Origin of the sequence: Halorubrum ezzemoulense (genome assembly GCF_004126515.1) — an archaeon.
Taxonomy (GTDB): domain Archaea; phylum Halobacteriota; class Halobacteria; order Halobacteriales; family Haloferacaceae; genus Halorubrum; species Halorubrum ezzemoulense.
This window is the reverse complement of the sequence record NZ_CP034941.1, coordinates 364381-390120: the sequence shown is the minus strand read 5'-3', so window position 1 is coordinate 390120 and position 25740 is coordinate 364381. Positions and strand designations below refer to the sequence as shown.

The 25740-nt window shown below is 56.3% G+C and carries 21 protein-coding genes and 2 pseudogenes; 8 read left to right on the top strand and 15 right to left on the bottom strand.

All coding sequences use genetic code 11. The annotated features are described in order from the left end of the window. The first annotated feature begins 54 nt into the window (after positions 1-54). A complete protein-coding gene (locus EO776_RS17485) occupies positions 55-1314 on the top strand; it encodes an RNA-guided endonuclease InsQ/TnpB family protein (RefSeq protein ID WP_094552636.1) in 1260 nt (419 codons plus the stop codon). Between the two features lie 323 nt (positions 1315-1637). Here EO776_RS17485 and EO776_RS17475 read toward each other — a convergent pair whose 3' ends face one another. Further along, on the bottom strand, positions 1638-2066 hold the full coding sequence (locus EO776_RS17475) for a hypothetical protein (protein ID WP_246041527.1): 429 nt from the start codon (positions 2064-2066) through the stop codon (positions 1638-1640). Between the two features lie 51 nt (positions 2067-2117). On the opposite strand from EO776_RS17475, the gene EO776_RS17470 reads away from it, so the two are divergent. Continuing rightward, positions 2118-3284, top strand: coding sequence for an ISH3 family transposase (locus EO776_RS17470; protein WP_129452617.1), 1167 nt, complete (start codon positions 2118-2120; stop codon positions 3282-3284). Positions 3285-3468: 184 nt separating this feature from the next. Here EO776_RS17470 and EO776_RS17465 read toward each other — a convergent pair. From EO776_RS17465 to EO776_RS17430, 8 genes and pseudogenes are all read right to left on the bottom strand, one after another. After that, positions 3469-3909: pseudogene (locus EO776_RS17465) on the bottom strand (ATP-binding cassette domain-containing protein); the annotation flags it as partial. A 710-nt stretch (positions 3910-4619) separates the two neighbouring features. After that, a complete protein-coding gene (locus EO776_RS17460) occupies positions 4620-5675 on the bottom strand; it encodes a DUF4350 domain-containing protein (protein WP_089309444.1) in 1056 nt (351 codons plus the stop codon). Continuing rightward, positions 5672-6787, bottom strand: coding sequence for a S49 family peptidase (locus tag EO776_RS17455; RefSeq protein WP_080508719.1), 1116 nt, complete (start codon positions 6785-6787; stop codon positions 5672-5674). Before EO776_RS17455 ends, EO776_RS17460 begins: the two co-directional genes overlap by 4 nt. Before the next feature lie 154 nt (positions 6788-6941). Next, complete coding sequence (locus EO776_RS17450; RefSeq protein ID WP_321169413.1) at positions 6942-7793, bottom strand: hypothetical protein; 852 nt, start codon at positions 7791-7793, stop codon at positions 6942-6944. Between the two features lie 466 nt (positions 7794-8259). Then, the gene (locus EO776_RS17445; protein ID WP_176450692.1) at positions 8260-8676 is read right to left on the bottom strand and encodes an SHOCT domain-containing protein; all 417 of its coding nucleotides are present in this window, start codon (positions 8674-8676) and stop codon (positions 8260-8262) included. 230 nt (positions 8677-8906) lie between these two features. Beyond that, entirely contained in the window at positions 8907-9104 is a 198-nt protein-coding gene (locus EO776_RS17440; protein WP_080508721.1) for a hypothetical protein, read from the bottom strand. A gap of 155 nt (positions 9105-9259) precedes the next feature. Then, positions 9260-9754 carry a DUF3592 domain-containing protein gene (locus tag EO776_RS17435; protein WP_094495406.1) on the bottom strand — a complete coding sequence of 165 codons (495 nt, stop codon included), beginning with the start codon at positions 9752-9754 and terminating at the stop codon, positions 9260-9262. Between the two features lie 449 nt (positions 9755-10203). Beyond that, positions 10204-11835 carry an ATP-binding protein gene (locus tag EO776_RS17430; RefSeq protein ID WP_129452615.1) on the bottom strand — a complete coding sequence of 544 codons (1632 nt, stop codon included), beginning with the start codon at positions 11833-11835 and terminating at the stop codon, positions 10204-10206. 81 nt (positions 11836-11916) lie between these two features. Between EO776_RS17430 and EO776_RS17425 the strand changes: the two are divergent. Beyond that, a pseudogene (locus tag EO776_RS17425) lies at positions 11917-12048 on the top strand (IS6 family transposase); the annotation flags it as partial. 834 nt (positions 12049-12882) lie between these two features. On the opposite strand, the gene EO776_RS17415 reads toward EO776_RS17425, so the two are convergent. Both EO776_RS17415 and EO776_RS17410 read right to left on the bottom strand, forming a co-directional pair. Continuing rightward, positions 12883-14559: an ATP-binding protein gene (locus tag EO776_RS17415; RefSeq protein ID WP_129452614.1), complete on the bottom strand. Its 1677-nt coding sequence runs from the start codon at positions 14557-14559 to the stop codon at positions 12883-12885. A gap of 80 nt (positions 14560-14639) precedes the next feature. Further along, positions 14640-15992: an RNA-guided endonuclease InsQ/TnpB family protein gene (locus EO776_RS17410; RefSeq protein ID WP_246041526.1), complete on the bottom strand. Its 1353-nt coding sequence runs from the start codon at positions 15990-15992 to the stop codon at positions 14640-14642. 269 nt (positions 15993-16261) lie between these two features. On the opposite strand from EO776_RS17410, the gene EO776_RS17405 reads away from it, so the two are divergent. Beyond that, the gene (locus EO776_RS17405; protein ID WP_094519698.1) at positions 16262-17233 is read left to right on the top strand and encodes a DUF3592 domain-containing protein; all 972 of its coding nucleotides are present in this window, start codon (positions 16262-16264) and stop codon (positions 17231-17233) included. A gap of 731 nt (positions 17234-17964) precedes the next feature. Further along, positions 17965-18366, top strand: a complete 402-nt coding sequence (locus tag EO776_RS17395) for a DUF5684 domain-containing protein (RefSeq protein WP_049933027.1) — start codon at positions 17965-17967, stop codon at positions 18364-18366. A 355-nt stretch (positions 18367-18721) separates the two neighbouring features. On the opposite strand, the gene EO776_RS17390 is transcribed toward EO776_RS17395, so the two are convergent. Next, the gene (locus EO776_RS17390; RefSeq protein WP_129452613.1) at positions 18722-20248 is read right to left on the bottom strand and encodes a DUF6498-containing protein; all 1527 of its coding nucleotides are present in this window, start codon (positions 20246-20248) and stop codon (positions 18722-18724) included. Between the two features lie 1122 nt (positions 20249-21370). Here EO776_RS17390 and EO776_RS17385 point away from each other — a divergent pair. Then, positions 21371-21787, top strand: coding sequence for a hypothetical protein (locus EO776_RS17385; protein WP_199237905.1), 417 nt, complete (start codon positions 21371-21373; stop codon positions 21785-21787). 133 nt (positions 21788-21920) lie between these two features. Next, on the top strand, positions 21921-22676 hold the full coding sequence (locus tag EO776_RS17380) for a hypothetical protein (RefSeq protein WP_129452612.1): 756 nt from the start codon (positions 21921-21923) through the stop codon (positions 22674-22676). Between the two features lie 92 nt (positions 22677-22768). Here the strand turns inward: EO776_RS17380 and EO776_RS17375 are convergent, their stop codons facing one another. Both EO776_RS17375 and EO776_RS17370 read right to left on the bottom strand, forming a co-directional pair. Then, positions 22769-23335, bottom strand: coding sequence for a PH domain-containing protein (locus EO776_RS17375; RefSeq protein WP_049933029.1), 567 nt, complete (start codon positions 23333-23335; stop codon positions 22769-22771). After that, on the bottom strand, positions 23328-23963 hold the full coding sequence (locus tag EO776_RS17370; RefSeq protein ID WP_049933030.1) for a PH domain-containing protein: 636 nt from the start codon (positions 23961-23963) through the stop codon (positions 23328-23330). The genes EO776_RS17375 and EO776_RS17370 overlap by 8 nt, the downstream gene beginning before the upstream one ends. Before the next feature lie 659 nt (positions 23964-24622). On the opposite strand from EO776_RS17370, the gene EO776_RS17360 reads away from it, so the two are divergent. Beyond that, entirely contained in the window at positions 24623-25183 is a 561-nt protein-coding gene (locus EO776_RS17360) for a hypothetical protein (protein ID WP_129452611.1), read from the top strand. Positions 25184-25227: 44 nt separating this feature from the next. Here EO776_RS17360 and EO776_RS17355 read toward each other — a convergent pair whose 3' ends face one another. After that, entirely contained in the window at positions 25228-25722 is a 495-nt protein-coding gene (locus EO776_RS17355; RefSeq protein WP_049933032.1) for a hypothetical protein, read from the bottom strand. Positions 25723-25740 lie beyond the last annotated feature (18 nt).

Here is a 25740-nt window from a genome sequence, read left to right as displayed (position 1 = left end):
CGCCGCACGCAGTACAAACCATTAAATAAACATATCCCAAACTGAGGGACAGCGATGGAATACAGTCACCGCTACCACGCCTATCCGACACAAAAGGTGGCGGAGACTGTCGAACAGCACATCGACGTTCATCGCCAAGCGTACAACTTCACGCGGTACGAGTACACGAATCACAACGACGCCGACAACGTTGGGTCGGCGTACAAGCATCACGACCGTCTCACCGACTGGAAAGACGAGTTTTCCGTGTTCACAGAGGTTCACTCGAAAGCACTCCAGCGAACCGTCACGCGGTTCTATCAGAACCTCTCGAATCTCTCTGAGAAGAAACGGAATGGTCAGAAGGTCGGGATGCTCAAGTGGAAATCGCCAGCGGAGTTTCAGAGTATGACGTATTCGCAGTCCGGTTTCGAACTCAAAAACACGAGTGGCCGCAACGCGACACTCTGGCTCTCCAAAATCGGTGACATCCCGATCCGCTACCACCGCGAACTCCCAGATACAGCGGAGATCAAAGAAGTCACGATTAAAAAAGAGACAACCGGTGAGTGGTTCGTCTCTTTCGGTCTCGAAACCGATGAGGCCGATCTCCCCGAGAAACCCAGCGTAGATGCACTCAACACGAACAACAGCGTTGGAATCGATCTCGGTATCCGTAACTACATCCACACCTCGGACGGGAAAACTGTAGATTGGCTCGATCTCGGAGACGAGTACGAACAACTCCGTCGCAAGCAACGCAAACTCTCTCGCAAAGAGGAAGGGTCAAACAACTACGAGAAACAACGACTGAAGGTTGCGAAAATCAAGCGTCACATCCGGCGGAAGGTGCTGGACTACCAGCACAAACTCACGACGTGGCTCGTCCGCGAGTACGACGCGGTGTTCGTCGAGAACTTGGATGTGAAGGGGATGCTGGAACAGTCGTACAACGCCCAGAACAAGCAGGATGCGGCGTGGCGACAGTTCATCACTCTGCTCGAATATAAAGCCGAGCTGTACGGGACGCACGTGGTTCAAGTCGAAGCGCGGGGCACGACGAAAGAGTGTGCGTCGTGTGGCGTGGAGACAGCGAAACCTATCTGGGTTAGAGAGCATTCGTGTCCCTCGTGTGGGTTTGAATGTGACCGTGACGCGAATGCGGCGATGAACGTCTTGCAGAGAGGCTTTGCTGAATTAGGGCTGGGATGGCCCGAAGATACGCCTGTGGAGACTGCGCTCCCTGCGGACACCCATTCGGTGTCTGCAAAGCGCGTCGTAGAAGCAGGAAGCCCTACCCTCAAGGAGCGAGCGGCGTCAGCCGTGAGCGAGTAGGGTAGGGTAGTTCACTGGTCTGTGAACTGGTTACCACCGGGAGGTGCCCGTGGCGGTCATCGCGTTCAAGCGACCCGCGAAGCACGTAGAATCCGGCCAGAAGCATGACCGCTGATCCGGCCATCCCAGCGTTGAGCCCGACGAGGTGAGAGGTCAGCGCGCCGTTGACGTTCGGCCCGTTGGAAACCGTATAGAAGACGCCAAACGAGCCCGAGTTGATCAGGTATCCGATATAGATGACAACGGCAAAAAAGATGAGTAGCTTTCGCGACCGAACACGAGCGATAATGTCAGTCCGAGCAATATGATAGGCTCGGCGGACGTCAGTTCGCATGCGTAACCGTTTGGAGATATGCGTCTTCGAGCGATGCGGTGACCTGCTCGGCGTCGGTGGTCGGCGGATCCTCCGCGACGAGCCGAACATCGACGCCGTCTGCCCGCTGGACGGTGTTACAGATGGGGAACTCTTGTCCGAGTTGCTCTAGCGTCGACTGGGAGACCCGGCATTCGTAGACATCGCCGTCAACGGACTTGATCAGCGACTCGGTTGGTGCGTGGGTGAGTAACTGCCCGTCTTCTAACACGGTAACCGTGTCAGCTGTCGCCTCAATGTCCGCGACGACGTGTGTCGAAAAAATCACGACGCGATCATCAGCGGTGTCAGCCAGCGCATTACGCATGCGAACGCGCTCCTCCGGATCGAGGCCGACGGTTGGTTCGTCGACGACCAACAGCTCGGGGTCGTTAAGCAACGCTCAGTACTTCACAAAGCCGCTTAGTTAGAACGTCTGCTTGCTGAAGGTGTGTCTACGACCCAGCAAGCAGACAGTGAGATTCACGAGGACCAGCTTGTTAACTTTCTCGTCAACAGCCTTGACGAGGAAGTTCCGCTTTCCTTAGCCAATAACGCTGAAATCACTGCTGAGGACATCTATGAGGTCCTCGTCGGCGCTTGCGCCGACGGGACCTCGATCTCGACGCTCTGTGCGTCGAGTCACAACGGCCCCGCTGCCAACACGATCCTCTACCATCTCCGGACGAAGTTCGAGCCGGAACGGCTCGAACGAGTCGCTAACACGCTCCTTCGACGAGATATCGTCGAACTCCTTCCTGAGCAGGTGGAGGTCTGCGCAGACCTCCACCTGCGACCCTACTACGGTGATGAAGACGACACGCAGAGCCTCTATCACTCGGAAGCCAAGCGTGGAACCACCGCGTTCCACGCCTACGCCACACTCTACGCGCGTGTGAAGAACAAACGCTACACGCTGGCGGTGCGCCGTCTAGAAGACGGCGACACCGCCAGCAGCGTCCTCGCTGAGTTCTTCGGTGTCCTCGACGGCCTTGACACCGAGGTCAAGGCCGTCTATCTTGATCGCGGATTCTACGACAGCAAGTGCCTCACGCTGCTTCAAGCGCATAACTACGCGTACGTGATCCCGATCATCCGGTGGGGGAAGACGATTCAGCAAGAGCTCTCGGAAGGGTGGAGTCGTGTCATTCAGCATGATCTGACAGGGAAACTCGACGGTCACAGCTGGACCGTCGAGTTTCCCGTCTACATCGACTGTACGTACCTAAACGGGAAGTACGACGAGAACGGTGTGGCGCGTCACGGCTACGCCGCTGACGCGCCGTTCATCGAGAGACCACGCGACGCTCGATACCACTACACGAAACGCTTCGGTATCGAGTCGAGCTATCGCTTGTCCGAGCAAGCGATAGCGACAACAACGACGCGAGACGCGACGGTGAGACTGCTGTTCGTTGTGGTGAGTCTGCTGTTACAGAACGCGTGGCGGTATCTCCACTACGAATACGTGGCGACGCCCCGCCGAGGCGGGCGTCGCCTCTGGTGGTGGCCGTACAAGGAGTTCGTGAATATGATTCGACGGGCTGCGTGGACGGCCCTCGCAGTGCGTCGGGCCGTCCCCGCGAATCGACCACCAGACGACCGGTTCCACCGGTAGTCACCGACCGAGTACGGCGTCTCGTGAGTGGCAACGCTGTCGCGTCGGCGGCAGCCGCCGCCGACAGCGACAGCTCTCCGTCGATTCGTCGGAGATTCTCTCGTCAAGACCATCAGCACAACCGTTCCGCCACGGAACTCAGGCTTCAGAAACAGCTAGCCGAGGATGCTTTGTGAGGTACTGACGCTTGTGCAATCCCTGCCCGCTGCCGCATACCACCAGAGAACGTGTCGAGGCGCCGATCACGCACGTCGGTGAGGTTCACGAGGTCGAGCAACGCTTCGATCCGCGCGCTCGCCGTTTCGGAATCAAGCCCCCGTAGCGCCGCCACGTACTCGAGATACTCCTCAAGCGTTAACGTCGGATAAGTGTCGAAATCCTGTGGCAGATATCCGAGTAGGCTTCGGACGACACCGGGCGATTCGCTCACCCGAGTTCCGTCCCAGTAGATCGCTCCTTCTGTCGGGGGCGTCACCGTCGTGAGCATGCGCATGAGAGTAGACTTCCCAGCACCGTTCGGACCGACGAGGCCGTGTACACCAGCACCGAGTCGAAGGGTAATGTCTCGAACCCCCCAAAGACCCTCTGAGTACTGCTTGCCGAGCGATTCTATCTCAAGTCGCATGTGTGCCCCAGGGTGTCGAGATGACATATACATGGGTCCGGTGTTTCTGGGCCAGTGACAGAGCCGGCATAGGTCAGCAAAGTCGCGAAATTGGTGTTTCACGTCCGGTAACGGTGACTCAACTTATTACGGACTGGATTTCCACCGTCTGTACATGCCCGCAAAAGAGGCTTACCGCGCTGCGCATCGCACAACCGACCACTCAGGAAACCCAGATACACGTCGGGTTAGTGGTGAGAGTCTGGTACTGAGGAGTTACGACGATAGTACCCACAATGTTCACGTCACAATCACCGACGACAACGGCGAAACCGCGTTCACTCGGACCGTCTCTGTCGGTCCACAAGACACCGTCAGCATCCAGACACGTCTCGAACGCGCAGTCTACCGAGTAGATGTCCGACTGGATAACGGTGTGGGTGACCGCGCAGACTGTCTTCTCGGCAGCGACCCGAATGAGTGTGCCAAGATCGAAACTGGAAACGGAGTGGTTAGTGTCGTTGAAGGCTATTTTTGATCGGCTGGTGTGCGCGGCGAAGAGCTACTGAGAGTTGAGAGTTAGTCTCGTTTTAGGGGGCAGATGGCTGACTCTGTATCGTCTCCAGAACTGTGACTAACCCGTTGGTTTCCCCTGAACACACGAATAGCACCGGCAGTTAGCCCTATGGAATATTAGAGCAAAAATCCACGCAGCGGCTGATGAACCGATGCTAAGCCGTCGCGTTCTCTGGCGGCTCAGGCGGCTCGGGCGGCGTCGGGCCACCGGGCGGCATACCCCCACCCGGTGGAGTCCCGCCGCCCGGTCCGGTCGGCGGTCCGAACGACACGTCAGGCGCGTCACCGCTCACGAGGAAGTCAGCGAGGTTCCCGATGAAGACGCCGTTATCGGCGCGACGGGCGTTTTCGGGCGCGAAGAAACTCGAGTCTCCAACTACTGCGAGAGACTCGCTCCGTACTGCGACCGTGTATGAGCCAGACTCCCGAGTGGTCGAAAGACGCGATGTCTCCGCCGTGGTGAGCGTTGCTGAATCGTCAGCAGAGCCAACGGACGCCGCGCCACGAAGGACGACCTGCTCAACCCCCTCAGTAAGCGGCGTCGACTCGGGCGGCTGTACGAGGACGCTGAGGTAGCCCGCGTCGTTGTGCTCCATGTCGTACACGTAGCCGGCGTCGCCGTAGACGCCGAACGGGGATCCGAAGTCGGTCAATGCCCCGGCGTTGCCTGGGTCACTCGCGACGAGGGTTCGGCCGCCCGCCTCAACGAACGAGTTGACGGCATCAGCATCTGGTCCCGAGAGTGCGCCGGGGGCGGTCGTCACGAACGCGTCCGCATCAGCGAGCAGCGACTGGAGCCGCTCACCGCTTCTGATTCCGCCGTAGAACCGAACCTCGTGGCCGTTCTCGATGAGTGTCGAGGTAAGCGGTGTGACGCCACGCCGGGCGCCACCGAGCGTCCCAATATCTGCCTCCGTGGGGGCATTACCGTCCTCAATCGGAAGCACGGGCAGCCCGCCACCGGCGCCAGTCGTACTGCTTCCGAGGTGGACGACGACCGTGTTCGACGGCTCGCCGCTCTCCATTTCGATGTCACCGCCCTCGCTGACGGTTTCCGGTTCGACGGAGTCGAGCCGCCAGTGGTCGTCTGTAACAGGCTCCGTATCCGGTGGGGCCGTATCTAAGAGGACACCCCCGGCTGCGGCGACGCCGACAACAGCCAGGAATATGAGCGCGAATGCGCCGATTGCCGTTCGGAGATTAACGCTCATGCGGGCTCACCTCCGTTCGTCGCGCCGGTATCGTCGTGTTGCGTGCGGGCGTCGTCGGCGTTCGTCTCACTACTGAGTTGGTCCGTGGGCAGTCGTCCAGTGTAGCTTGTCATGACTATTTCCTCGCCGACAGTCTCGTCCCATGTTTGCGGTGCCACCGCGAGGATAAGATCGTCGTTGAGATCGCTTTCAGAGTCGTCGACAACGACGACAGTACTGTCGTCCTGTTGTAAGAGCGGAATGCCCCCCGGAACGCGATTCTCGGTACGACGCGTGTCGACCGCGTAGTCGTCAATACCGGCTTCAGTTGCGGCATCAGCGACTGCTCCATCGACAAAGCCAAATCGGTCCGCGAATCCGTTGGCAACGGCTTCGGTTCCGAGATAAGCATCGGCGTGCGCGATCGCTTCTCGGTCAAGCTCGATCTCTTCGCCGCGCTGTTCGATCACGTTCTCGATGAAGAGGTTGGCGAGCGTTTGTCGCCGCTCGCGTTGTGTGTCCGGATCGCTACCTCGTTTGTCAGGGCCGGTCGTACCCGCACTTGGCCCGTTTGGAGCCGGCGCGGCCCCCGCAACACCGACGCTACCGACCGCCTGCGCGGACGGGGCTACGTAGATGCGATCGGCAGGCGCAATCGCGAGATACGCGCCGGACGCTCCGAGCGTATCTACTGCGGCGTATACCGGCATCACCGAGGCAGTACGGTCGACCGCAGCGTACATCCGTTCGCTCTGTGCAGGCAGGCCGCCACCGCTGTCAACTTCCAAGACGACCGCCTGGATGGAGTCGTTCATGCGGGCGTCTCGGAGGTTGTCTTCGACGTGCTGTGCTGTCGACGAGTCTATCGCTCCGTCGATTTCGATCACAGCGACGGTGCCGTCGGGACCGGTTACGGCGCCGTACACGCTGGGAGCGACGAACAGCCCCGCAGCAAGCGCCAGTATCACTGCGACACCAACGGCGTGTCGAGTGGTCAGCCGGTCGACAACCGATCCCGACTCGGAGCGTGGCGGAACACGGTCGGAAGTTGTCGGCGAGTGGCGCTCGGTTCGTGTGTCCGTATCCGGCGTCGATTCATCTGGAGATTCTGTGGGGCCCTTCTCAGAACTCATTGCCCTGTCCTCGCTCGGTCTCGCGGTCGTATTTGGAGGTTTTGTCGGTCTTGCATCGTCGAACTGATTGTGCGGTAATAGAGTACCGCTGTAGCTGCGTTGGGGTCATACGGCAACCGATGCCGTGTGTCGAGAGTGGACGCAATGTTGGAACTCATGAGTCTGACAGCGACTCGACGTCGCCGACGGTCACCCCCGCCAGTTCGGCATGTGGCGCAAATATATCGCCGTCGGCGGCAGTTTCTAGTATTACTGTACGCCCGTGTCTAGAGACGGTTGCGTCACTAAACGAGGATTCTCCCTCGCGTGCGGCGCGCGCAATCGCCTCTGCCGTCTCTCTGTCGAGCCGTTTCGGATCGGCTACTGCGCCGTACCGAAACGTCGTCATCGGAGTATCGGCAGTGTCATGCTGGCTTGTCGGGGGCGTGGCTGACAGAGACTTCGAAGGCCCTGAGCCGTCTGGGGTCACACTACAAGCGACGCCAACTGCGGCTGCCGCATCAACCGCCGTCCGGAGCGCTTTCGGTGCGTCCGAGAGGGTGCGTCGCAGATACTCCCGCGTCTCTGTCCCCAAGTCGACACAGACCGTCGCGTCTCCGTGGAGCCGTGACGGGAGCGATCCGTAGTCTGTGTCTGTCCGTGAGTGCTCCGTGTCGTGACCGCTGATACCAGCGTCGCGGTGGACCACCGCACTGCTAATCGATGAAGCGTGCCCGATGACAACTTCGTCCGCGCGGACACCAAGCGTCGTGGTGGTGCGTTTCGACTTGAACCGGGTAAAGCCGGCCTTGGTGGCCGGCTCTCGGATGAGATCGGCGTCTCGAGTGAGTTCTCGACGGAGTGTCCGTGCGTCGATGTCACCGACGATGACACCACAGCCCTCAGGGCCGTCTGTCGTGAGTGCGGTTCCGCCAGCCACCTGTTGGAGTCGGTCAAGCGATACACTGTCGTACCGAGAGAGGAGGTCACGGATCGGGGCCGCAACCCCCTGTGGGACCCCCGTCATCGTTACCAGGCTCGGGTTAAACCGCGCAGTAACCACGGTGTCAACTCCCCGTGATGTAACTGCGGCCGGCTTGTACGCCCCGTTAGCAACCGCTGAGTGGAGTTGCCGCGCAGGGCTGTGTTTGGCCGAGCTACCTGTCGCCGCTCCCGTTTCACCGGATCCGTTGATTGCGAGCGTTCCAGCGGGCGGGGGTTCTGAAGTCAGTGCTCCAATGGGCCTATTAACACCGAGCCCGGTTGCCACGAGCGCACCTAAGCGCCTCGCGAACGTCCGTTTGGAGGGCATCGTTTCAGAAGACGTGCGCTCGGTGATAATGCTCCGAGACGTGTTTCAGGTTCGGAAGCACATCCGTCGGGCGCGTGTTCATCAACCAACGCAGGGAGGAAGTGTGAACCGCCTCGGGGTCAAGCCCCGAGGCACTCGCCTTGTTTTCTCTGTAGAACTAAGTTACGGGAGCCGTCTACAGTTACTTTTCCAACTTTTCCGTGACAGAATCTTCTTCCAGATGCGATTGCGCGTCATCTCTGTCGGACTCAAGTAGTCGTTCAACTTTGTCTTCAAATTCCGCATCGTTGAGCTCACCGCTGACATATCGTTCTTGGAGTGTTGACAACGCATCATCCGTAGAGTCGGTGTTGCGGCCGTCGGTTGGAACATCACCCGAATCCGCGGCTGCCCACAGCGGGTACTGTTCCGGGTCGTACTCGTCGGTGTCAGGCGGTACCTCCTTGATCGCAAATTCAAGAACGCCAGACACGATCATTCCCGCGATCAACGCCGTGTACCACACTGCCGGAGTGAGTACATACACTCCGGCGACGGTCACAAATCCGGCCACAAGTGAGACCGGGTGATCGTCCAGTTGGTTGAAGATGGAGGGCATACACATGCCGACAATTAGCGGTCGTAGCTGAAATACATACGGCAAAATGTTTTCCACCAAAGGCGTACTACCAGCGTACAAAAGGCTGATGCCCCCTGTCCCTCCGGCCCTCAAAGGAGGTTCGTCCCCGTAATCTGCGGAGGGCATCAGCAACTGTGTGTATGGTATCATTTCACAAAAATCGGTCGACGCTCAAGCGCTCAGTGTAGACCCTGTGTAACTAGCGTACGCTAATACCGAAGATATGCTCCGCTACCGACACAGATCGTGGCGATGAGTAATAATCCACCACTGAGAACACCCCTCAGCCTACCTGAAACTCCAGAGCTTTCGACGATGTTGAACGCCCCTTGAAACACGATTAGTTGGAATACTAGTAGAAGACTTCCCCCGGAGACCAACAACTGGCTCTTCGAGCTTCTGTCCATAGTTCAGCCAGCATCCGGCAATTGTATAGGTGTTACCTGTACTCTCTGGCTCAGAAACAGAGAATGTTCCTAGGTTTAAAGCATACTATTCCTGATCAACAACGAATATATTCTGCTCCACCCCCACGGATTACCCTCAGCGCAGTTCCAGCGTGCTAGAATTTCCTTACGGCGGAAACCGCGGCGAAGAGGGTGAATAGTCCACCGAGTACAATCGCAATGATCGGTGCGTTCGACGTTTGATTTTTCAAAAACGCATCTCCCGGCTCGTCGGGAGAAACATATGCGGTTGTCTGTGCCCCCTGTTCGTACTCCTCAATGGCTGATTCGGCGCCCGATTGCGTCTCGTAGTTCTGTTCAAGATCTGCGGGGTATATTTTTGTCCCAGTATATTCATTTCCGTTATACGTGTACTCAAACTCAACCACCGGATCGAAATCGGCGCCCGGATTTGATGACGTTCCGCTATCAGCCTCGATATCGAGTTCGGTGATAGTCGCATCAACCTCGACTGATTCTCGGACTGCCTCCGTCTGTTGAACGTAATCGTATCCTCCGTAGCTGGCGATAGCAATCCCAATGAGGATGTACAATAAAGCACCCTTGAGGCTATCGGGACCCTTAACATTCACACCTGAATCGTCGTTCATACTGTCAATCACCACGAGGCCGCGTACAATGAGGAGAATGTCGGACGTTGCTGCGGGGTTCAGCTGACTGTAGACGCATCTTCTCACACCACCGAGAGCGGTATGACAGACGAAGTAGCGATACCCGCTGTATGCGTCGTCCGAATGTCCGAGTGTTCTGTCGGAGGGCTGAATACATCAAGTCGTCTTTCAGACACCTAGTAACTAAAAATGCTGGCTCTGTTAAAAACCATTCAGCAGATGATATATCGTGATCCAGTCGTTGTCAATTTGAGTTGCTAGGGATAGCAGCCCCACTCTGTAAGCGCAGAGTGTGGGCTATGTGCCAAGAACGGAACGTTTGTCGGCCTCGTATAGGTATCTCGATAAGAGAGACGGGCACCGTGGTCCAGGTGGCCCAGGCTGCTACGACGCTTGATACACCTCACCCGAATGCTCTCTTTTCATTGTCACACGTCGGAGACTGCCACGTCTCTGAGGACAACCTCAACGGCTGTCCCGCCGAGATCACTCTCATCGAAGGAGAGTGACCCGCCCATGCTCTGGACGGCCCAGTTGGTCCCCCAGAGGCCCAAGCTACTGGCGTGTTCGAAGGGGGTCTCGACGCCCCCCTCGATCACTGCCCGCTCTGACTCTGGTATCCCTGGACCATCGTCCGCGACGACAAGACGGACGTCCGCCCCGGTCCGTTCTACACGAACCACGACGCGTGGGGACTCCCCGTCGTTGTGTTCGACTGCGTTCTCGACGAGGTGATCGATCACGTATCGGCACCGTTCCGGGTCGATGTTTACCGTCACGTCGGGGGCAGTGAGGGTCACGTCGGCGTTTACACCAGCCGTTGCGTCGGCGACAACATCTTCGAGAAGCGGACGTAAGCTGACTTCGGTTCGATCGGCCGCGGACCGCTCCATGAGATCTTGGACCCGCCGTGCCTCCGCGCTCAGTGCGCTCAGTCTGTCCGCGCCGTCGACGGCCGGGGCGAGGTCGGCCTCCTCCGCGTGCGCCCGTATCACGTCCAGTTCGTTCCTGACGTTGTGACGGAGGATGCGGTTGAGTACCGCCAGCCGCTGTCGCCTGATTTCGCGGTTCGTCACGTCGATCAACATGACGGTGTAACCGAACGTCTCCCCGTACTCGTCGACAAGCGGCGAGACGCTCGGTTCGAACTGTCTGTGGCCCGTCGTCGTCCGGCAGGTGATAGTATTGAGTTCGGTCAGGGATGTCACCGAGTGATCCGTGACATCGGCCAGCGTCTGTGCGCCGCCGAACATTTGTTCGGCCGGTTCGTTGACTCGGACCACCCGTGCCCGGTCGTCAAGGACGAAAATCGCCTCGTCGGTCTCTGTCAGTGCCGCCCGCTCACCCAGTCTCCGGGTCGCGGGGACGCGCGTCATGACATCATAGCGAAAGATCCCCAGCGTGAGGCTGGCGGCGACCACGAGAAACGTACTCCCGATCAGCACGTCGTTCAACAGCGGCGTCGTAGGACGGGTCGTCTGAACGGTAAAGATGAATCCGGCGATCGGTATTACGACGAGGAGACTCTGTACCGTCGACAGTCGGTCGTGTCGATACGTCGCGACGACAACTCCCCCGATCAGTGCGAACACGAGGGTCAGGAGTACCAGTGTGGCCACCGACTGTGCCGTTTCGAGCGTCTGGAGCGCCTCAGTACCCACCAGCGAGGTCGTGATCCACCCCTCCTGTATCAGTCGTCCCAAAAGGTTCACACCGACGAGGATAGCCACGGCCAGCGTCACCGCGAGTACTCGTCTAGGTGTGATGTACCGCCCGATCCCGATGTATCGTGCTGCAAACGTCATCCATGGAACCGCCAGAAGTAGGACTGCGGACCCCAGTGGCAGGTTCTCGAGTGGCGTCACTGCGTGTAGCCCGGCGTATCCGACCCCGAGGAGCGACACCACCCCGGCGAGGACGACGAACGGCCTAGCGAGCCCGGTGCGGGCATCCCCCTGCCGGAGTCGTCGGTGCGCCGTCACCCCCACTGCCCCGGCGACACCGCCACTCACCGCTGGAATACCGACCCTGAACAGCCCCAGCGGATCGAGTTGAATCACCGTACTGTGTTGGGTGGCTTCAGTATCAAAGCGGTTGTGGACCGACCGTCTCCGGACGAAGCTCAGCAACGCACAGATTATATCGACGACGCAATCTTTCTGGTCGACGGCGCGCTGTGGTTACACGCGCCCTGTCATCGTCACAGGCTTCGACTCCAGCACGTTACACATGGGAATCGCAATGCCGTTGAACGTATGTTTAGTGAGGTAAAATAGGGAGACAGAAGATTTGCCACAACATTTATTTTGTGAATTCAGATCTGAATCACCCGGAGAAATGTGCCTGCGCATTGAACACCGGGAGTTCTACTAATTCAGGGAGACATTCGGATCGTCGTGCGAGATACAGCGCGCGAATCTCGCAGTATTTACCTCTCGGTTCCTGCGGTGGAATCGCGTAGCACAGAACACGTTCCACTGGGATCATACTAAGTCATTATTTTGTATCTTTAGCAGGTACGTATCAACTATGGTCCCCTACATCAGCAACGTTCTGTTTAACGAGCCACAAGGTCGCCCCAATTCACTCATCCAGTTTGGCGCGTCGCTCGCCTTCTTGTGTATATTCGTGTATGGTTGGAGTGTCGGCGAGGCTGGAGGAGTCCCGTGGATGCTATTTTTTATCGTCGGAGCTGCGCTGTCCGGAACTGCTGAATCTCTTCCAAAAACTCGACGACGGGCGGCTGGTCTATTGCGTCTCACAGCCATTCTCGTATTTGTCTGTCTTCTCGCCATTATCTTCCTCGCTCCGGAGTACATCATTGGGTAATGGAAGGTCGACTTTTGAATTCACAGTAGTGAGGCTGATTGTTAGATTACTGCCGATACGCTAAGCCACGTGGGGTTATCCTACTGAATTCACCCTCTGTATCTCGCAAGACGTTCTTGACAGCATTAGGAGGGGTATAGTCCGAATCTGGTCTGTAAGTACCCTTTACTGAGCGATTCTGAAGGGTTCTACACAAACTAGGACCCAGTACAATATACTACCTTCTGAAAGTTCAAATAAAGCCGCGGTCGGCTAAGGCTCCAGCATCAATACGCCTGTCACCGATTATGGCTGCCGTCTGAGTCTTGCGGCATCGACTCTCTGTTCCGATAAAAACGAACGACTACGGTAGTGCCTGTGGTACCAGTAGACTGGAACTCAAGTTCAGCGCCCAGTTGGCTTACGGCCCAATTGACGAACCAGAGTCCGACACCCAGTCCGTGCTCAAGTTGTGTTTCGCTCGATTCGGTCAACAAGTCTCGCTCTCGGTCCGGGATCCCAGGACCATTGTCTGCGATGCGGAGCTGTGGGATATCATCAGCTGTCGTTTCGACCTCGATATCGACTCGTGCGGGGTCGTCTGAGTGAACAATAGCGTTCTCGACGAGTTCTGTCATAAGCCGTCGCACAACAGTTCGATAGGAGGTCAATTGTAGCCGCTCCGGAGCAGTGACTGAGATGCTGCTATCCGGGTAATCATCACGGGCCGTTGCGGCGACTTCGTGGGCGACCGCAGCAATATCGACCGTTGACGGGGCGCTAACGCTATCGGTCATAACTGCTTCAGCCTCTCGTGCTTTCCGGCTGACCGAGGCAAGCTCGCTGGCACTATTTTGAATCGCTGTCCGGTGCGTGTCGTCTTCTACGTGATCCGCATGTGCTAAGATCACGTCGAGTTTGTTCCGGGCGTTGTGTCGAAGCACGCGATTGAGTACTGAGAGCCGCTGTTCACGGGTTCGCTGATCGGTCACGTCCCGGAAGACAATTGTCCGCGCCACGGGCTCCCCGTCGCTGTCACTCGTGTCGCGTTCGACGTCGGAGACCGTGTACTGAAACTGACGTCGGCCCTTTGTCGTTTGGAGCGAGACAACCTCAGTTGTACCAGCTGATAGATTTGTCACATCGAATCCGTCTACGGCCGCGCTGACTGGTGTCCCGATCACGTCTCGTGTCGCCCACCCAAACAAGCCTTCAGCTGTCACGTTGGCATCGAGGATATTTGCTTCCCAGTCGACAACGACAACCGCCTCCTGGAGCGATTCGACGACGCGTGACCGCGCGACATAATCTGCTTTCGGGAACCCCGTCAATACCGGATAGCGTTGAATCGCAACGGTAAGTAACACTCCCGAAACTAACAACCCGCCAGTGACTCCGTCGATGATCAAACTCCCGTCAAGCCAGCCCCCGATAATGTATGGTGCTGAGATTGCTCCTAGCTGGATCCCAACCTGTGTTCTTGAAACACGGCCGTGGTTCCAGCCGTACCTGAGGAAGAGAAACGCCGCGTAGGCGTAAATTATGAACAATAATAACAGTTCAGTACCGACGAGTGACGCGAGTGAGCGACGGATCTCCTCCCGCGTTGGGTCACCCTCGAACGTGGCTGCTGCCCCAATCAGCGGGAGCGCAAGGAGAACAAACAAGCCCCCTCGGAGGGAAGTAAAGCCTGTCTCTCGGCCGATATACCCAAGGACATAGACCAGCCATATCGCGGGGAGAAACACGACCAGGACAACCTGCGCGATAGCAGCCAAATTCGATCCGACCCCCCATGCGTTCGGAAATTCAGAGATCAGCGAGAGCAGTGCCCATAGTAACAGACTGCCGCTCATGAGCGCAAAGGGGACCGCATTTGGGGGGGACCGATCCTTCGCAGTTTGCCACGTTACCCACGCCAGGAGGCCTACGGCAACGAGATCAACGGCAAGTGAGGGTCCTAATGAGAGCAGCATTGGTGGAGGGGATTCGCTTTCGGATTTTTAGATGGAACAGCGTTGAACCGCTGGGCAGTTACTGATGTCATTGCGCTCACTCACGCTGGTTGTTCAAGCGATTCATCCATAATTTCATCATACCCGTTACTGGCCCGGAAACACAGATATGTCGAGTGGTATAGCCGGCTGTGAACTACCCTACCCAACTCGCTCACGGCGCTGCCGTTCGCTTCGTTGAGGGTAGGGCTTTCGCGTGGACTCCCGTTCTGGCCATCGCTGGCAGGCTCGTAATCCCCGTTCACGTTCAATCTCCCACGATTCAAGCGCACGTTTACGGGTGCGCCTCCGCCCGACGACGTTTGCCCCGAGCGGAGATGCTTCAGGCCGATGTTCTTTGCCGCGTTGTAGTCGGCGTGGGGTGAGTATCCGCACTTGAGACACTCAAACACGTCCGGTTCGTTCGAGGCGGGGCGGTTATCCTCGTGAGTGAACCCGCACTTGGAACACCGCTGGCTCGTGTACGCGGGACTCACCTGTTCGACCGAGATACCGACCATTTCGGCTTTGTACTCCACATACGCGCACAGCCGGCGGGAGGCCCATACGTGGAATGTCTTGGCGTTCGGCATTCGGTCACGAATCCCAGTCAGGTTCTCGAACGCGATCACGTCACAGTCGTGTTCGACGGCTTCCGCGACGAGTTCTTTCGAGACGGTGTGTAAGAAGTGGTCATAGCGCCCCGTCTCGGTACGTCCAACCGACTGGATGGGTTCGTGGGCGGCCCGGGTTCCACATCGTTGGAACGACCCGCGCCGCTTTTCAAACTCGCGGTGCCAGTGGTTCAGCTCTGCCCCGTTCCAGAACGTGCCCGTGGAGGTGACGGCGACGTTTTCGATGCCGAGGTCAACGCCGAGGACTGTGTTGTGCCCGTCGTTACCGTCATCGGCAGTCTCGAACTCCGCGTCCGCCTTTGTGCGGGCGTGAAGGTGGAACTCGTCGTCGCGGTAGTGTAGTTCTGCGCCCGTCACGTCGTAGTCGTCGTTGAACAGAAACTCTGAATGAGGCGTCTCGCGATCCCCGTCGGGGAGAACATATCTGGCGGTGATACGTCCCGCAACGGTCGAGAGCGTCGCGTGGTCGTCGTTGAACGTCGCACATCGCTTGTCGTAGACGAGCGTCGGGGCGGAGAAGTGCGGCTTTCCCGCGTAGTCACCCTGTTTCCAGCGTGCGACAACGCTCTGGACGGCGTCGGCGGCCTTATTGCGAGCGTTCTGGACGAGATTCGCTTGGAGCCTCGTTTTGGCCCGCACGTCGTCGTAGGTTTCACGCTGGAGTTGGGCTTTGCTCGTCGTCTTGTACTCACCTTGCCAGGCGTGGTCAACGACGTAGTTGGCGGCCCACAGGAACTCGGAGATGGTTTCGTGGAGGAGGGCGGCGTCGCTGTCGGCCACGTCGAGTTTGACGGGGACCGTACGACGTACCTCCTTCCGTAATTCAGATGTTACGCTAAGTCTTTATGACAATACTGTTTTTGGAGGAGAGTTAGCCACGTGTAGAACGTGGTAATGACGGAATCATGTCGGTTCCCTTCCCGACCTACTCACTCTCTTCGGTCGCTCCTTGAGGTCGGGGGCTCCATCTTGAATTACGCTGACTGCTGTTGCTGCTGTTGAAACACTCCGTTCAGGCTTATTGGTTCCAATAAAAACATTCAGGTGAAATGCAGTTTACTCTCCGTGGGGTGGCTGTCACGGTTACGCCGCTGATCCTTCTCGCGCTCATTCTCGGACTCGGCATCGCTGGGTATGGAGGATATGACTACGTCCAGCAGTCGGACGCTGTTGACGATGCTGTCGCTGTCGAAACAACTGTTGTTGGCACCGATATCAGCAGATCTGATGGGCGTCGCTTCTACTACCGCATCTCAGTTGAGCACACCTACGAATATCAGGGGCGTGAATATACGAGCAAACAGGTGTTCCCAGGCTCAACGCGGCCGATATACACCGTCCGGAGTGACGCTCAACGTAGTATTGAGCCATATGAGCCGAATGAGACAGCGACAGCCTACGTTACCCCCGACAACCCTAGTGGAGCGTTTCTCAAGCGACAAACGGTATTTGCTCCATTCAGATTCATTGGTTTTGGGAGTCTTCTGGCGCTCTTGACAGCACTTCATGCGATTGGGGCGCGTAATCCTGGCCAAAATGTAGGGATCAGTCAAACAACTGGGCGCGAGCCAACTCGATATGACACGGTGTTCGGGTTTAATCGAGACACACTGTCTCGAGTTAGTAAGCGTCTCATGTTGTTTACACCAGCTGTGTTTTTCGTTTCTCTCGTGACTATAGTGGTACTTCTGTTGAACTCAGAGGAGTCATCAATACAGGTCAGTGTGGCTGATCCAGTCGGATTCGCGTTCCTTGCGGCGCTTCTATCGGGTTTAGGATTTGTCTTTGGGCTCACACTCTATGGCATTTGGTCATTTACCGAATACAGACGACTGCGTGAACGTATTCCAGACCCACGGCCACCGAGTCCGTTCCGACATCCGTCTCGCCTCGTTACAATCATGTACTCCCGAGACGAACTCAACGCCTATGGCCGTCGAGTGAAACTGACCGGCTTCGTGTTCACACTCATCGTGTTCCTCATCGGTGTCGTCGGGTTCGTGCTCGTGACGGCGTCGTAATAAAAAAAGAATTAGCTCGATCGGTACAACGAGAAGAGAGAGCCTATAAATAGGAATGTACCGACGGCAATTAATGCGGCCCCTATTCGTGTTGACTCTGTAATTTTTGTCGCTCCGACTACCGTCACCGCGATCCCGACCACACTCAGCAGAACCTTCCATACCGCGTTTGGGACCAACTCCAGCAATAGTTCAAAAATGAACTCTAAGATATCATCTATCATGTCTATTAATCACCACGACGGTGCCTAGTCCGTCAGTTGGCAATAGTGCTATGTGGTAGATCCAGTTGCTTGTTTTTAATTCTGTGTTCACCATTTCAACCTCTCGGCTCTGTTGAAATTCTTAGCAGTTGGTACAAACGGGCTGTTAAATACAGGGCGCGAGTCTGTCACCCATCTACAGACTGGGTGGTATGACGGTTGTACAACCACCATGGAATATGGAGTACCATTGCTAAGAGAACTGCCACGCCAAGCTCCAAGAGAACTCCATCAGTAACTTGGGACGCAAGAAAGACTGCAGTGCCAGCTATGACGGCAGTTATGATCCGACTCGGATTCCAATTGAGGAGGGCAGACTGAAGCGCGGACATTACTTCCTCAGTCGAAAGCTACGAACATATGTGTTCTGGAAGTTTGGGTTCGGTATGATAACTATTCCAATGGTCGTAATTCAGAGTGTGAAACGGTGACTTGGATTTTTATTAATATGGAAGAATTCATTGACTGATGCGATCAGCGTTGAGTTCATCAGTTTCGATACAAGGAGCCAGTAGTACCAATATTGAATTGTTCGTTACACTAGGACTCATTATTTTGATTTTTGCCGGATTGTGGAAAGTATTTGAGAAAGCTGGGAAACCGGGCTGGGCTGCGATTATTCCGATATACAATCTCTACGTCTTAGTCAAGGTGAGCGGAAACGCATGGTATTGGTTTGCTCTGTTCTTCGTCCCAGTGATCAATTTCTTCGCCACGCTGAAAGTTAGTATCGATGTCGCTGGCAAATTCAATAAGGGGATTCTGTTCGGCCTCGGACTCACGTTTATTTCATTCGTCTTCTACCCGCTTCTCGGATTCGGTGGCTACCAGTATAACGATGCCACTAGCTCAACGGAGAGCATGGCCTAACACTCAACAATCTCATTTAGGCCCAACTGCGCCGTGTTTCTCCCGATGAAACGCTGCTACGGGCTTGATACTATTCCCAGTATTAGATACAGGTAGCCGCCGGCCGGAGGCGGTCTTGAACAAATATCCGGTCGCTGGGCCTCTCCCATCGCTCACCTCCCCCCCAACGGATGGGAGGCTCACCTACCCCCCCGCGACGCTTCATTGATCACCCTCCGCTGGAAGGACGGCCCTCCACCCCGTCCACCAGTACTATCATTCGTCAAGTAGATGTATCTAGTACCGACACACCACCAATAGAGGTTAGTGTCCCAAATTGGTGGAACCGCAGCCTAACACTGGAGGGCCAACAGCATTAGTTATTGCTGATCTGGTAGATTATAAGTCCGACGAGCGGAATCACAGTGAACAGAAATACGAAGACACCCGCTGCTGCGCCGCCTTCAAACTGAGCAGCTATCACCAACGCAATCAGTGAGACGACTCCGAACAGAGTCATCGACACAAGCGACATACGGGGTGCTGTACTGTCTAACCGCAGCAGTTCGATACTAACTTCCACCATGGTGTCTGGCTCGTCTGTATTCGCATTCCAATTGACACCAGCGTCACTGTCAGCGGTACTCACGTCGACAAGAGAGTCCGTGATTGGGGTGGTATCTTCGAGTCGTGGTAGCTTGGTCGGTCTGTCACCGCGGTCAACAAGTACCGTCGAGGTGTCTAACCACCTGTCGACGGCGTCACGTTCGATTCGGACCTCATGATCAGCTAGCGATTCGTACCGCCAAAGAGGGGTTTGAAACAGGGTATCAGTCGCAACAATGGTGTCCGAATCTAGCCGGTATTCAACACCAGCGTACCGGATCCAGTAGTCGAGATGGATGAGACCAAGCGGGACGCCGGTCCCAAGAAGCATGATGCCACCCGCTATTTGGGTAGCACCATCAAATACAGCAAGTGATGCGGCGAGAAAGGCGAGTGGTGTCAGCAACCATAGTCCAGGGTGTGTCCGGAAATGTGAGGCCGTAGGCAGTAGCCGTCCCGACAGCGACGGCCGCAAAACTGTGGGATTTCCTGATAGCGTTGTCTCAATTGTCTCACGCTCCGGGGGACTGTATGCGTCTCCACGACCGACAAGTGACCACAATCCCGCACCGAGACGGCCATCGTAGTAGTATTCTGCGAGATCGGTGAGGAGCCTAATTGAGACTACCACTGCGACGAGTGGTCCCGTCGCAACCCGTTCAACCGCACGAGAGGTCTCTCCACCCCCGCCGTTAGAGACAACCAGAGCTGCGGTGAGCAGCGCGATGATGCTCGCGAGGAGTACTGTTGCGCCTTCCGTGACGACACTCTGAAGAGCGGTTGCGACGTTGTGATCTTGGTAATCACCATCTCGAAAGTACGTAGTGGCTGTTCGCCATCCTGCTGCGATGAAAATTCCAAACGCACCAGCGATAAGCCACGACGAGATGTTGGCATCCGGATTCACATTTGCTACGGGGCCGACAACTAATGCCCCGACGAATAGCCACAGTCCGATGAGGATCGGTACCACGAACAAAAGTGTCGGAATCGTCAGTAGTCGGACGTTAGCACCGATCAGCGGGACTGAAATAGAGGTCTTTTTTGTGGCAATCGCCCCCAACAGGATTGGATCCCCATTCCGTTCCATTGGCCGCCCGGCAAACGTCGCTCGAACAACCGCCCAAAAACAGACAACACCGAACTCAAGCCAATATAAGGTCAGCAGTTCTAAAACCGATAGGTTGAACACAACAATCCCGACAACCGGAACCAGATTCGCCACAAGGAGGGCCGATAGTTCGGGATCCGGGAGGCGACTATCCCCCGTATTGTGAGTTGTGGCTGCTGAGCTCATCTACGGATGTGGTGACAAAGCGACCCGCTGCGCGTACCCTGGGCGTGGAACACAGACCCCTCAGGATCAATCACAGTTCTGTCTCGTGACTTTTGAACAGATGCTGTGGAGGGCATTCATGTACCTAACCGGTAGCGGATATAATAGTAGTAAGCCATTGTTGCTCGAGTCAGTGTTGATCACTGAGTACGGATTTATATCGACTGAGAGTACTCCCAATTGAAGTGAGGATGACAAAGGCCCCAACCACGACGAGCAGCCCTCCGAGGATCGGCTCAGATGAATAATAAAGCAGCCAGCCTATCGCAATGTTGGTACTGGCCAGTCCGATCGGATAGAGTGTCTGTTGTAAGTACATGGCTCTCAACGCTATTGTTACTGAGTTGCCACAGGTAGCACTGAAATATCTGTACCGAGGGGGCGACAAGCAGCGTGATTTCCGGAACTAGCTCCTAAATGACCTCTCAATCGTCGAATTGAGTGTTCTGTTCCCGACAACAGCCTGTCGAGGGCTCTTTCGCGCCAGTGCTCACAGATGCTGAGTTCGGGTTGCTCGTAGAACCCGTGCCTCACTGGGATTGAATACTGAAATACGCGCACCATCGTCTTCTGTAGTATCTGTGCGCTGGTTCTCCCTGTAACCAAGAGCTGATAATACAGACCCGACGAGAAGTACCGGTCTAAGCATACAGAGTGACGTGTTCCCTCTGCTGATATCATGGGATCCCCCTGATCACTATGTTACTCCCGTTGATTCGGGTGGTTGAGGATCTAAGCTTTGTGGACTGTCGATCTCTGGCTCTGCCACGAAGCCGTTACTCGTGCCCAAAGGGGATATTAGAATACGAATACATTTTTCAAAATAGAACGACAAAATTCTTGGCCATAATTAGTTTTACCAATGTCGCGTTAAAGACAGGTCGAAATTGGCCGGGGGGCTTCGCTGTCTCCTATATCTCACACCGAGCTTAATCCGACCGGCTAGTGACCGCCTAGCGCGACGGTCCGTGGCGCAATACCTCTACTTTCCGGGTACAAACTCTCCTTTGTGCCCGGAAAGTCCGCCTCTGTGAACGCAAGATTCTCGGCGCTGCTTTACCGGTTGCTACGCTAGGCGGGTGTGTGGACATGACGCCACAACTACGCGAAATCGTACGCACGGAACTGTTACGAAGTATCGTCTGGTTCGGAGCCGGACTCGTCGGCTGGCCGCTAGTGACGATGGAAGTCAGTTGGCTCAACCCGACACCCCTGACGGTCTTCGGACTTCCCGTGATCACTTGGGCCGTGTTGACGGCAAGTGCTATCGGAGTCCGGAGCGTGACCGAATCGGATCTTTGTGTCCAGACGACAGGCGGAATATCCGTGAGCCTCGCCCTCGGGATCATGCTCGGGGGTGTCGCCGCGGTGTATCTCGTCACAAGAGGTGGTTACTCCGCTCAGTGGATCACGCTCAGTTACGTCGCGGTCGCGGCCGTGACTTCCCTCTGGTACTGGTACGTTCACCCGACGGACAGGGGCTCGACAGCGACTACCTGACGCTTCGGGCCAGTCTCAGGGTCTCCGAAGCAGTTTCAATTGCTGAAACAGCACCGCACCGCCCTGTGGCCCCAACAGAGCAAAACATACAATTTGACTCGATAAGATGTTGTGCGTGACTGACTGATAACACATGGCCCTCCCACCTTGGATAACAGAAAAGCTGCCTCAGGACAAGCGGGTAAACACCAAACTCACCCGCCGCCACGTCGTCGAAACGATGTATCGAGCAGATCGGCCGTTCTTTTCGCTCCAGCAAATCCAACAGCAGATCAAGCCAGACGTCTCTAAGGTGACGCTCCGGAACCGGTTAACAGAACTCGAGGAAAACGGAGTCGTCACGACGGAGTCGTTCGCTGATTCACTAACCTTGTATTATCTCAACCACCCTGAGTCGGAGTGGCCGCTATCGCCGGAAGGAAAACAAGCGCTGACAGCCGACAAGACTACTTCGACGCATCCCCTCCGCGAATTCCTTAACCACCCACGCGTCCGTTCAATCTTCCGCGAAGAGCTCTTTCGGAGCATTGGCTGGGTGGCACTCGGGATAGTCGGGTGGCCAATACTGCTCAGTGAGTCTCCACAGTTACCGGTCAATATATGGACCGTGTTCGGGCTCCCAGTCTTGACCTGGGCGACACTTACTGTGGCGATGCTCAGCGTCCGGCTGCTGACAGGGAGCGACATTCAAGTTCAGTCACAGGAGGGATTACATGTCGTCTCACTATGTGGGATTCTATTAGCCGGATTCTGGGTAGCGTTCGCGATTTTTATTTTGAACTGGCCGCCACTGCCGACAGTCGGTGTGTATCTGCTTGCGACAGTTTCCTACTTGATCGTTTATAAACGGGTTGTCCTACCGGAAACTAATCTTCCGGTCACCACGTGATCTCTCGCCGACGCTGCTCGCGCTGGCGACGTACAGTAACTGACTGCCTTCAATATTGGCGACAGACCGTTTGAGACCCAATGTGAACTCTCTTATTCTCCGGTCACAGGCTCACTATCATCTCTGGTGGGCGCCACCGTGGCGCGGATTTCACGGACAAGGCTGAGGACAGATTCCCACTGCTCTCGAGACCCGGGGATTGCGTACTCTTCATTACCCATGTACTCCGCGAGCGTCGTCTGGACGTTCTTCGGGTTATCAACCCGCCGAAACTCTAGGTCGCGTCCTCCGGCGACCTCAACGGACACTTTTCCATAACCGAAAAACGAGCCTGTGACGGACTGAGAAAACGAAGTGTTCTGGATTTTATCGACATGGACACGACGAACGGTTCGTCCGAGGACGCCCCGCTTTGCCCATACTGCTCGGGTTGTCAAGAGATACTGCGTCCGTCGTACCCTGAGTAGCCCCCAACTGAGAACCGCAACGCCGATGGGCACCCCCGCTAACAACCAGAGGTCGACGCTAACAGCGCCGACAAGGGCAAACACAGAGATGGCGGTTCCGACGATTATGTCTGGAAGAGCCGCTGAGAGACGCGGGCGACCCTTCCAGACAACGCGTTCATCGTCGTGTTGATACCACCAGCTGTCACTCATCTGTGTTACTTGTGTCAGTATGGATTGCCTCGTCAGTAGACGGGGCAGTCGAATCGGCCTGGGACCCGCTCTGGTCGTCGGCGACCGCCTGCCGAATGACGCGCAGTTCCGCAAGAATCGAATCAAGAACATCCTCTTTCGTCGAGTCGGACTCGGTCTGCTGTCGGCTGTCAATTTCCCTAGCGATCAGTTCCTGAACTGCTGCTGGGGCAGGGATACTTCGAAACTGAAGTTCGATCCCGGACCCGCCCGCTGTACTAACGTCAACGGAGCCGTATCCAAAGTACGAGCCGAGCGCCGACTGTGAGTACGAGATGTTTTGGACTTTGTCGAACCCAATCTGTTGGACGTCACGTGAGAGTACCCCACGTTTGCTGTAGAGGCCACGATTGGTGACCACGTAGTTCGTATTGGTGTACTGAAGATAGGACGCAGCAACGATCGGGATGCCAATAAGGACGAGTGACAGCGGAATTCCGATGATAAACGCAGGAAGGACGCTGTACTTGTGCGGGGTACTCGACCACTGGATAGACTCGCCGTCTTCAAGCGTGAGCCAGTCGAGATCCAGGTCTGAGGAATCCGTTGAACCGTCTCCCGATATGTCTTGGAGGGCCGTATCAGACATACATTATCCCAGATCACCGACCCTCAAAATAGTGGGGAAATCCACGGTTCGGAACGCAGTGTCGCAAGAGGTAGCTGAACGGGTATCGAGGAGACGGAACACGACGCCAAATGCCCGGCCCCATCGCTGGCGCCGATCGGTCAAAAACCGTCCCAGAAGCCAGTGGAGAGCGCGAGAAGTGATGGGCGATCCCACCAGACTATGCCACGGCGATGGGATATGCTCATCAGTCGGATACTTATCTGAATACCGCCTCCGACCGGCGGCACCCTCAACGGTGTACCCTTTCGAATGGTAATTGGAGCTTCAGTAGGGGGGCCAGCGGTAGGTTCGCTCATCGCTGGCGATCATAGCATCCCGATACTGCTCATGGCGATCGGTGGGGCTGGAATGCTTGCCACTGCCGGCTACGAATTGCTCCGAACCGACCCAGAGGAGTTTAGTGCCTCTGCCATCGTCCTTCTCGTGTTGGCTGGTTCCGCCTGTCTGTCCTTTCTCGGAACAATACTCTCTGCGATAGGCAGTTTCTGAGTGGTCTGTACTAACCGCGGCTGGTCAGAAAATATCACTTTGTAAGGATTTTAACAGAGTCTCCTCACCGTGTTTCTCCGCCCGAGACACGGACTAGGAAGTATACGGGAGACGACCGATATGCCGGTATGACAGACGACGCCTCAACGGGTGGGCCTAGCTCCGAGGTTGACCGAGCCACGTCACACTCCGATACTTACTCGGATCGGGCGTACACGTGGCTTTCACGGAACGGGATCTACGTCTGGGCCGGGATTTCCGTAGTGGCAATAGCGCTCGCAGCACTTGCCGTCCCGATTTTGGCCTTCGGGTCATTAGCAGCGATCGGCGGAGAAGGGTCGATCCTCGCTGGCGGAACCGCCATCGTTCTCTTCTGTACTGTCTTGCTACTCGGTTTGGCAGTCGTACTACTCAGCTACGCATACTTAGAGGTAGATCGTCGGGGGATCCCGTTCGTCGGAGACCGCAGTACGCGGACGCTAGCATATGATAGCATCCGAACGATAGAGACGGTTGCGGCGGGAACGTTCATTGGCGGACTCCTCACAATGGTCGGACTAGCGGTTTCAGTGGGTAACGTTCCGACAATACTCTCAGTTACCGTGCTAGCTGCCGCAATCGGGCTTCCAGTAACAGTGTTAGTACACGCAGCCGGGCGCTTTGTGTTGTTTGTAGTTGACGCGAGCTAGGAACCCGTTATCAAATGAACCTTCGCGAAACTCCTTTGCCTCGGTTAACCGGTCTCGTTCATCTGCCCGAGATCCGAGAACGACTCTCCGACTCGAAGCGCGATTGGTTCACTTTCATCGCTTGAGCCAATTGAAATAGCGACAATTTCTTCTTCAGTACTAGTAATCGAAAATCGCTGATTCAGCTCTGAAGTACCTGCGATCACGGTATCGGCGAGCTCCAAGTCAACTTGGTACTCGCCGGTGGTGGTCCATACGTCGGCGTAGGCGACGATATTACTATTACCGTCTGACTCGGTCGAGGGAACGTCGAACGAAGTATCGAGGACCGTCTCGCCCTCGGGATCTACGACTTCGATCGACCCGCTGACCTCCTGATTCAGCTGGTTGAGGAGGTTGACCTCTTCGAAGATTCGGTTGCCGATCGCATTAAGGACTGTCGAGCAGCCGGCGGTGGACGCTACAGCGGCACTGGCACCGACTGCGAGGGCTCGACGTCGCGTGACGGAGTCGAATGACGAACGCGTGTGTTGATTCATCGTTGAAGGGCGTATCAT

Excerpts from the sequence above, each read along its gene's own strand:
- EO776_RS17485 (WP_094552636.1), top strand. The coding sequence starts at position 55 with ATGGAATACAGTCACCGCTACCACGCCTATCCGACACAAAAGGTGGCG.
- EO776_RS17460 (WP_089309444.1), bottom strand. The coding sequence starts at position 5,675 with ATGAGCGTTAATCTCCGAACGGCAATCGGCGCATTCGCGCTCATATTC.
- EO776_RS17455 (WP_080508719.1), bottom strand. The coding sequence starts at position 6,787 with ATGAGTTCTGAGAAGGGCCCCACAGAATCTCCAGATGAATCGACGCCG.
- EO776_RS17450 (WP_321169413.1), bottom strand. The coding sequence starts at position 7,793 with ATGACGGGGGTCCCACAGGGGGTTGCGGCCCCGATCCGTGACCTCCTC.
- EO776_RS17445 (WP_176450692.1), bottom strand. The coding sequence starts at position 8,676 with ATGCCCTCCATCTTCAACCAACTGGACGATCACCCGGTCTCACTTGTG.
- EO776_RS17440 (WP_080508721.1), bottom strand. The coding sequence starts at position 9,104 with ATGGACAGAAGCTCGAAGAGCCAGTTGTTGGTCTCCGGGGGAAGTCTT.
- EO776_RS17435 (WP_094495406.1), bottom strand. The coding sequence starts at position 9,754 with ATGAACGACGATTCAGGTGTGAATGTTAAGGGTCCCGATAGCCTCAAG.
- EO776_RS17415 (WP_129452614.1), bottom strand. The coding sequence starts at position 14,559 with ATGCTGCTCTCATTAGGACCCTCACTTGCCGTTGATCTCGTTGCCGTA.
- EO776_RS17405 (WP_094519698.1), top strand. The coding sequence starts at position 16,262 with ATGCAGTTTACTCTCCGTGGGGTGGCTGTCACGGTTACGCCGCTGATC.
- EO776_RS17395 (WP_049933027.1), top strand. The coding sequence starts at position 17,965 with ATGCGATCAGCGTTGAGTTCATCAGTTTCGATACAAGGAGCCAGTAGT.
- EO776_RS17390 (WP_129452613.1), bottom strand. The coding sequence starts at position 20,248 with ATGAGCTCAGCAGCCACAACTCACAATACGGGGGATAGTCGCCTCCCG.
- EO776_RS17380 (WP_129452612.1), top strand. The coding sequence starts at position 21,921 with ATGGCCCTCCCACCTTGGATAACAGAAAAGCTGCCTCAGGACAAGCGG.
- EO776_RS17375 (WP_049933029.1), bottom strand. The coding sequence starts at position 23,335 with ATGAGTGACAGCTGGTGGTATCAACACGACGATGAACGCGTTGTCTGG.
- EO776_RS17370 (WP_049933030.1), bottom strand. The coding sequence starts at position 23,963 with ATGTCTGATACGGCCCTCCAAGACATATCGGGAGACGGTTCAACGGAT.
- EO776_RS17360 (WP_129452611.1), top strand. The coding sequence starts at position 24,623 with ATGACAGACGACGCCTCAACGGGTGGGCCTAGCTCCGAGGTTGACCGA.
- EO776_RS17355 (WP_049933032.1), bottom strand. The coding sequence starts at position 25,722 with ATGAATCAACACACGCGTTCGTCATTCGACTCCGTCACGCGACGTCGA.